This is a genomic window from Lelliottia sp. (assembly GCF_045627565.1).
Taxonomy (GTDB): Bacteria; Pseudomonadota; Gammaproteobacteria; order Enterobacterales; family Enterobacteriaceae; genus Enterobacter.
Genome location: NZ_JAZQNX010000027.1, coordinates 1 through 7,393, shown reverse-complemented (window position 1 = coordinate 7,393; position 7,393 = coordinate 1). Strand labels below are relative to the sequence as shown.

The window sequence follows — 7,393 nt, the reverse complement described above, 5'->3', positions numbered from 1 at the left end:
GTAAAACCAACCAGAATAGTTGTTCTGACATCCTGTGTTTCTGACTGAAGGGGCAAATTAACCGATGCACCTTATGTCCGGTGAAATGGCGCACCAGGTTAAAAAACACTTTTAAATCATATAAATGATAGATTTCAAACTCTCTCCCATGGGGAGAGGGAGAAAACACACAACGGCAGCACCGGTGAGCGCTGAGCAGTAATTTCCCGACCCGCTACGCGCAAAAAATGAAAACGGATGCAGAGCTTTTAGTGAAGGGTTTGCCGACGGTTTAAGTGAAGGATTTGCCGACGCAAGCCCTTTATCAGTGGCGTTTACGGTTATCACTCTTTATCAGCGCGTGCAGGCCGTACTTTGGCGTCACGCCTTGCGAAGGTTGCAGGCACAATCAGGGCTCACTTTTTCAACCATTTCCCGTTAATGCCTTTAACGTATTCACCCGGCTGTGCCCGTGCGACCAGCTTTTGCCCCGCCATTTTTGCCACTTCATCCACCGGCAGATTATTGCTGTCAGCCAGTTTTTGGTAGCTCTCACTGCGCGCGGCGTTGATGTCGCTCACCAGCGCAAGGGTTTCCGGATCTTGACGGACCGGCGCGAGATAACCACTCAGTGTCTCCCCAACGCGCCCCTGCGCACGCGCTTCATTTAGCGTTATCGCCTGCACCTGAGCGCTAATGGCCAACACCAGAAGGCCGATTGCGAGTCGTTTTTTCATGGCATCCTCAGAACAGATCGCTGCGCGATTTCAGCAGCATTTCGACGTCTTTATCCACTTTAATATGGATTTCGTGTTCAATTTTGACGTTCATGTTGATGGTGATCGGCTCTTTGGGTGCCGCCACTTCGATACGTGGCGTACAGCCTGTCAGCATCGAGACAATGACTACGCCCAGCGCGCCTGCCAGCTTTTTCATCGTTGTTCCTCACATTCCTTGCCTGTCGGACAGCGGGCTTCAGGTAACGCCGCATGTTGCTCAAGCCATGCCTGTAAATTATCGCCATAGCGCAGGCTGCGCCACAGGGTGAAAATGTTCTCTTCATGGGTGTAATTGAGGTTCACCGCATTGCTTTTACCATCGACACGGCTGGTGCCTTTTATAGCCGCCTGCATGGTCAGGACACCTAAATTATCTACATTGATTTTCGTCCACGAGCGAGAAATTTCCATATAACGAAGCCAGTTAATCGCCACGCCCGCCACCATATTGTCTTTGACGATGGCATCTGCCGTGTCTTTATCAATGCGTAACGTCATCGGGCCGGGATTGGTTAACCAGCCATCTTTGATTATCCATTTTTCGTTTTCCAGCCAAAACGGCAGCGCCCCGCTGACCGGGCCGGACATCGTAAATTGCTTCGGATTGACTGCGCTTATCAATTCGCTGGCAGAAATATTCTGCACCCGAAGCAGCGCCGGATCGTGTTGGGGCATCCGTAACTGTTGCATCGTGATTTTCCCACCCAGGACGTCGGTGCTGACGTTAGTGAGCAGGAGCGGATTGTCTTCACTCCACGGGTAATCGCCCTGTAAATCGGCCGTGATATTCCGCGCGGTGACCTGGTTAACGACTTCTGCGATGCGCAACGTCACCGGACCGCGCGTTCCGAGCGACCATGTACCCTCGCTAAAGCGGAACGGCAGGACGAAATCCGCGCCGTTGATTTGGTTATCCGGCATCCAGACGCTGCCGCTTTTCAGCACGCCATGCCCGCCCGCTTCAAAGCCCTGACCTGCAGCCGCCGAAAATGCCACTTGCGCATAAAGCTCACCCTCGCGCAGGTTCATTTTCCAGTCGGGCGGAACCAACGGCTGGAATACGTTGAGCGACTGTTTAGGCCACCACGCCTGACCGCGCAGGCGTTCACCGTCCCAACGACCGTTCACCTGAACCGGGCCAATCTCGCCCGCATGCAGATCGCCTTTAAACTGGAAAAACGTGGGATCACGCCCGTCGACGCTGAATTTAAGCGTCGACGGCGGGAGTACGCTTCCGCCAGAAAACGTCGTTTGCTGCGCATCCAGTGATAGCGCCCCGCTAAAGTGCGGAGTGGTTTCATCACGCTGCCAGCGTACCGGGTGCTCCAGCACCAGCCGGGGTTTGCTCACCAGCATCGTGCCGTATTCGAGCTTATCGAATCCGGTCGACAACGCGGTCAACTCGATAGCACTGTCGCGCCATTCGCCTTTCCCGGCCACATCCCAGCGCGCATTCATCGGCGTGAAATATCCGTCACCCCAGTAGCGCCAACGCCACAGCCCTTTGTCCGCCAAAAAGTCGTTTGCCTGTCCGTCGAGATGCAGCACAAAATCACCCATCTCGTTTTCATGCGCCTTGAGGATCGCCTGCAAACGCCCGTCGACACCTTTTTGCGAGAGCTTAACCCCCGCCAATGGCCAGCGTATTTCGTCGATATTTAGTGAATCAATAATTCGACCGCGCGAACGCAGCAGTGCGCCCGGTTCAAACGTCAGCTGCGGATCAGCCAGACTGCCCGTAAATTGGGCCGGAAGAATGGCATACAGAATCAGATCGTTGTGTTTGGCTTCGCCCGTTAACTGGAGCGGCATGGCGCTATTGTCCATGCTGAGTTTGCCCGGTCCAAGGGTCAGCACCGCGTTACCTTTACCGGCATCGCCCTGCGTCAGGATGTTCAGACGACCGCTGATCGTTGCAGATTCGAGGCCCTGCTGCCAGTTTTCCACTTTGACGCCAACGCGCCCACTCAGCGGCAAACCGGAGAGATCCCAGTGCCAGCGTCCGTCACTGACCGTTAACTGTTCTGCGGTCAGCTGCCAGGGTAAATCAAGCAGCGGATCGGGGTTACCCCGCGCCATGAGCACCAGCTGTCCACGGTTGTCTTCCCAGTCAAGATCGGCATCCACCAGCGATGGAATTTGCGGCACGTTAAACGTCGCCTGCGCGTGGCCTTGCACGGGAGCGCCATCCAGAATTAATGGCAGGGTAAATTCACCGGCCAGCTTAATGGGCTGTTCCGCCTGAGGAAGGTGAAGCTCGAACTCACTGATGGTGAGGCTTTGCCCGCGTAATGTGCCGCGTACTTTGACCTGTTCACCCTGATAAGCGATTTCCTGCATTGATGGCGTCAATGATACGTTGAGCTTTCCCTGCCACTGTTGCCATGGCGACAACGTCAAACGATCGATGGTGAGCCAGGTGTACGGCAGCATAGATTGCCATTGGGCGAGCGTTTTGGGCGCGGCCTGGGATTGCTCGGCTTGCGGCAATTTATTGAGGCAGGCGGTATTGAGATCCAGCGCGCCGACCTCAAGTTTCCAGCGACTGGGGTGCGAAAGCGTGGCGTGCTCGACGCGGGCGATTTCGCAATCTTCGACCAGATAGCGGAGATCGGGAATCACAATGTGGTTACGGGTGAGACGTGGGCTTTGCTCGAACGCAATACGCGTCCCGACGGGCAGCCAGATCCCGGCAAGCGTTGGTACCCACTGGGCGAGCGTCATCAGCAGCGTCAGCGGCAACAGTATGATCAGTAACAGGAGCGCGATTGCGGCTTTGTATTTACCCTTCATGGGCAGTTAATATCCTGATTTTGCAAAATAAATAAGCCAGCATTGCCCCGTATTGTGTCATGTTTAGCCAATCAAGTGTAGCCAACGCCTTTTTTAAGGATAGATGCTGTAAAATTATTCATCGAACTTATTGAAATCAATAATATTTTAGAAATTGTAAGAATATTTTAATCATGCTAACGTGAATGTAAAATCACTGGAGAAAGTCTTATGAAACTCGCGGTATATAGCACGAAACAGTACGATAAAAAGTATCTGCAACATGTTAACGAGTCTTACGGATTCGAACTTGAATTTTTCGACTTTCTGCTGAACGAAAAAACCGCCAAAACTGCGCATGGCTGCGAAGCCGTCTGTATTTTTGTGAACGACGACGGTAGCCGTCCGGTGCTGGAAGAGTTGAAAAAGCATGGCGTGAAATACATCGCTCTGCGCTGTGCCGGCTTCAATAATGTCGATCTGGACGCCGCCAAAGAGCTGGGTCTGAAGGTCGTTCGCGTTCCAGCGTATTCGCCTGAGGCGGTTGCGGAACATGCCATCGGCATGATGATGTCGCTTAACCGTCGTATTCACCGCGCTTATCAGCGTACCCGCGATGCGAACTTCTCTCTCGAAGGCCTGACCGGCTTCACTATGTACGGCAAAACCGCCGGGGTGATTGGTACGGGAAAAATCGGGATCGCCGCCCTGCACATTCTGAAAGGTTTCGGCATGCGCCTGCTGGCGTTTGATCCGTATCCAAGCGCCGCTGCGCTAGAACTGGGTGTTGAATATGTCGATCTGCAAACGCTGTTCTCCGAGTCGGACGTCATTTCTCTGCACTGCCCGCTGACGCCGGAAAACTATCATCTGCTGAATGAAAGTGCGTTCGAACAGATGAAAGACGGTGTGATGATCATTAATACCAGCCGTGGTGCTCTGATTGATTCTCAGGCCGCCATCGAAGCGCTGAAAACACAAAAAATCGGCGCGCTGGGGATGGACGTTTATGAGAACGAACGCGACCTGTTCTTTGAAGACAAGTCTAACGACGTGATTCAGGACGACGTGTTCCGCCGCTTATCCGCCTGCCATAACGTGTTGTTTACCGGGCACCAGGCGTTTTTAACCGCCGAAGCGCTGATCAGTATTTCGGAAACGACGCTGGGCAACTTGCAGCAGCTGGAAAAAGGCGAAACCAGCCCGAACGAGCTGGCGTAACGTAACTAAAAAAACCGGGCTAACCCCCGGTTTTTTTTATGCATTGTTATTTTAGGGAACAACCTCCCCTCGACGAATAGTAAGCATCGTGTACCTACGACGCGCACTACCCTTTACTTTTGTCAGACACAATTGTACATCGGGTAACAGGGCCATTCTCATATCCCTGAATCTCGAAGTTCGGAAAATCAGTCACCGTCACCATGCTATCAGATTGATAACTTTCAGGTGCATTACGCAGCTGGGATTCATTGTTTTTGGCCATCTCCGCAGAGTATGGACTTTTTACGCTGACGCTGTTCGGATCGATTTTATGTGTTTGGCCTGTTTCGTCTGTCATGACGTTGAGGCGGTAGTGTTGTGTGATAACAGGTATGGTTGTGCCATTAGGTACAAACGTTGCGATAACCTGATATGTCCTGGTGCTACCCCGATTTGAAATCACCGTCATACTGTTTTTAAAATCCAGTGTAACGGGCTTCTGGTCGACGATAATATTCAGTGGGACATGACAAACAAGCTGACTCCCCACCTTTTGTTCTGCATTTAAACGCATTATTTCTTCATGTGCTGCCCCAAAGCAAATTACCGGGGTCAGCAGGAATATTGCAAACGCGAGGCATCTAAACATACTCATATTTTCCTTTCTTATCATACATTTCTAATATACGTGCGTTGTCTCATCTTAAAAACACCTCCTTGATAAATTAACTATGAAGATGCGCATTTACGCTATATATCATGCCAGTTCTCAAGCAATGAGAAACGATTATTCGTTAACGAGACGTCCCCCTGCGGGGTCTTATTGGATAAAAGTTTTTTTACATGCAGCGATGTAAGGAAATATGGGATCCAAAACGTGACAATATTTGAGATGGTTAGCCGTGCAATTGCGGACGCGGAGCCGTTTTGTGAAAGGAAATCGAATATAAAAAACCGGGCATCGCACCCGGTTATTTTTCCAGCATAAATAACGCTTATCCGTTCAAGCCACGATTCACCAGCATCGGTTCAAGCTTTGGATCGTGTCCACGCCACTCACGATAAAGTTCAGCTAAATCCGTGCTGTTCCCGCGCGATAAAATGGCTTCACGGAATTTCTGTCCGTTCTCGCGCGTCAATCCGCCGTGCTCTTCAAACCACTGATAGCCGTCATCGGCCAGCATTTGCGTCCATAAATAAGCGTAATACCCCGCCGCATATCCGCCGCCGAAAATATGGGCAAAGCATACTATTCAACTGCCATTTTTATTCATTATAAACAATACGTTAAATTGAGTTCGAAGCATTGATTTGCACCATTTCCACCGATAATAGAATCTCATGCTATTCAGTAGGTTGCGTATCGTTTTGGGGAAGAATCTCTCTCAAAAATGTCACATCACCCACTCTAAATGCTCGTATTTCGCGCAATTAATAAACGATACCCGCTTCGGGACATAACTTTAACTTTGCGCTGCTTCTTCCAGTTTCACGACGTGCCGCTTACGCCTACATGTATCCCAACATAATCCCCACCCATCCGATTGTAAGATTTAACCAGCACGCTACATTTTTACCTATCCTATAAAGCGGACCGCCTGAAGCGACGTGAGGTCAGCTATGAGCGAGGAGCGGAAGTTGATCGCGGTCAAATGACTAGCTAAGTCGTAGCGATACACTATCTAGATCTCAGTTATATTGGTGTATTGTTAATATCTTACAAGTGGTTATCTGCCCCGGGAAGTAACAGCTGAATGTCTGATGAACAGGAAACAAGACTAGAAACCGCCCTGCAACGGGCGGCCGACCATCCGGCAGAACGGCCGGAGTTTTACCGGACACTGATGGCCTCATCGCTGTATGTCCTCGGAACTTCCGGCGGGGAAGCCGTTGATGACCATGTCGATCTGAAAGCGGGAGATCATATATCAATACATCACTGGGAAAAGCCGGACGGCACAACAGTTATCCCGGTGTTCAGCTCTCTTGTTGCCCTGCAGCGTGCCATCGAGGTCGAAAGCAAATACCTGAAACTGCCGGCGGGAGATTTTTTCAAAATGACGCAAGGGCAAGGGGTGCTCCTGAATCCCCGGTCCGACTACGGCAAGGAGTTCGTGCCGGAGGAAATCGAATCGCTGCTGGCGGAAGGCACCGGCCGATTGCCACAGTCCCGGGTGGTGGAGGAAAAAACAAAGGTATTCCTCGGTGAGCCGGCGGTGATGCCGGACAGGATGCTGATAGAGCTCTCTGCCTTTTTTGCAAAATACCCGGGTGTCAGGCGCGCTTACTTGGCGCTGATGCACGACCCCGCGGTCGATGAAAGGCCCCACTACTTGGTGGCCGTGGACCTGACCGGCGAAGTGGAAAAGGTGATGCGAGGTGCAGGCCTAGTGGCAGGGGATGCGTCGCCGGACGGGCAACCGGTGGATTTGCTCCACCTGGGTCAGAACAGTGGCGGGCTGGAATCGCATATCACCACGCAGTTTAAACCGTTTTATGTCCGCAGTATTAAGCAAAGGCTGCTGGCCATGTTTGAGCGTTAACGCCAGGCGCGCCAGAATGATCCTTCCTGTCGCAATGGTGATTTGGGTTATCATTTCGCCGTTCTGACTAGTTCCCCGTTTATTAACATAGACTGATTTAGCAACTTCCGCTTCTGG

General features: G+C 51.6%; 6 protein-coding genes and 1 pseudogene. 2 read left to right on the top strand and 5 right to left on the bottom strand.

From position 1 onward, the window contains the following. Positions 1–395 precede the first annotated feature (395 nt). Genes ACKI5T_RS15405 through ACKI5T_RS15395 form a run of 3 tightly spaced genes read right to left on the bottom strand, consistent with a single transcriptional unit; the run spans position 396 to position 3,551 of the window. The gene (locus tag ACKI5T_RS15405; protein WP_235135546.1) at positions 396–716 is read right to left on the bottom strand and encodes a YdbL family protein; all 321 of its coding nucleotides are present in this window, start codon (positions 714–716) and stop codon (positions 396–398) included. A gap of 7 nt (positions 717–723) precedes the next feature. Beyond that, a complete protein-coding gene (locus ACKI5T_RS15400) occupies positions 724–915 on the bottom strand; it encodes a YnbE family lipoprotein (protein WP_407438551.1) in 192 nt (63 codons plus the stop codon). Then, positions 912–3,551, bottom strand: coding sequence for a YdbH family protein (locus tag ACKI5T_RS15395; protein WP_407438549.1), 2,640 nt, complete (start codon positions 3,549–3,551; stop codon positions 912–914). Before ACKI5T_RS15395 ends, ACKI5T_RS15400 begins: the two co-directional genes overlap by 4 nt. A 210-nt stretch (positions 3,552–3,761) precedes the next feature. On the opposite strand from ACKI5T_RS15395, the gene ACKI5T_RS15390 reads away from it, so the two are divergent. Continuing rightward, positions 3,762–4,751: a 2-hydroxyacid dehydrogenase gene (locus tag ACKI5T_RS15390; RefSeq protein WP_407438547.1), complete on the top strand. Its 990-nt coding sequence runs from the start codon at positions 3,762–3,764 to the stop codon at positions 4,749–4,751. A gap of 106 nt (positions 4,752–4,857) precedes the next feature. On the opposite strand, the gene ACKI5T_RS15385 is transcribed toward ACKI5T_RS15390, so the two are convergent. Together ACKI5T_RS15385 and ACKI5T_RS15380 are read right to left on the bottom strand one after the other, a co-directional pair. Beyond that, positions 4,858–5,388 carry a hypothetical protein gene (locus ACKI5T_RS15385; RefSeq protein WP_407438545.1) on the bottom strand — a complete coding sequence of 177 codons (531 nt, stop codon included), beginning with the start codon at positions 5,386–5,388 and terminating at the stop codon, positions 4,858–4,860. Positions 5,389–5,728: 340 nt separating this feature from the next. Further along, positions 5,729–5,977: pseudogene (locus tag ACKI5T_RS15380) on the bottom strand (M3 family metallopeptidase); the annotation flags it as partial. Positions 5,978–6,487: 510 nt separating this feature from the next. Between ACKI5T_RS15380 and ACKI5T_RS15375 the strand changes: the two are divergent. After that, on the top strand, positions 6,488–7,276 hold the full coding sequence (locus ACKI5T_RS15375; protein ID WP_407438543.1) for an enhanced serine sensitivity protein SseB C-terminal domain-containing protein: 789 nt from the start codon (positions 6,488–6,490) through the stop codon (positions 7,274–7,276). Positions 7,277–7,393: the final 117 nt, after the last annotated feature.

Excerpts from the sequence above, each read along its gene's own strand:
- ACKI5T_RS15375 (WP_407438543.1), top strand. The coding sequence starts at position 6,488 with ATGTCTGATGAACAGGAAACAAGACTAGAAACCGCCCTGCAACGGGCG.
- ACKI5T_RS15385 (WP_407438545.1), bottom strand. The coding sequence starts at position 5,388 with ATGAGTATGTTTAGATGCCTCGCGTTTGCAATATTCCTGCTGACCCCG.
- ACKI5T_RS15395 (WP_407438549.1), bottom strand. The coding sequence starts at position 3,551 with ATGAAGGGTAAATACAAAGCCGCAATCGCGCTCCTGTTACTGATCATA.
- ACKI5T_RS15400 (WP_407438551.1), bottom strand. The coding sequence starts at position 915 with ATGAAAAAGCTGGCAGGCGCGCTGGGCGTAGTCATTGTCTCGATGCTG.
- ACKI5T_RS15405 (WP_235135546.1), bottom strand. The coding sequence starts at position 716 with ATGAAAAAACGACTCGCAATCGGCCTTCTGGTGTTGGCCATTAGCGCT.
- ACKI5T_RS15390 (WP_407438547.1), top strand. The coding sequence starts at position 3,762 with ATGAAACTCGCGGTATATAGCACGAAACAGTACGATAAAAAGTATCTG.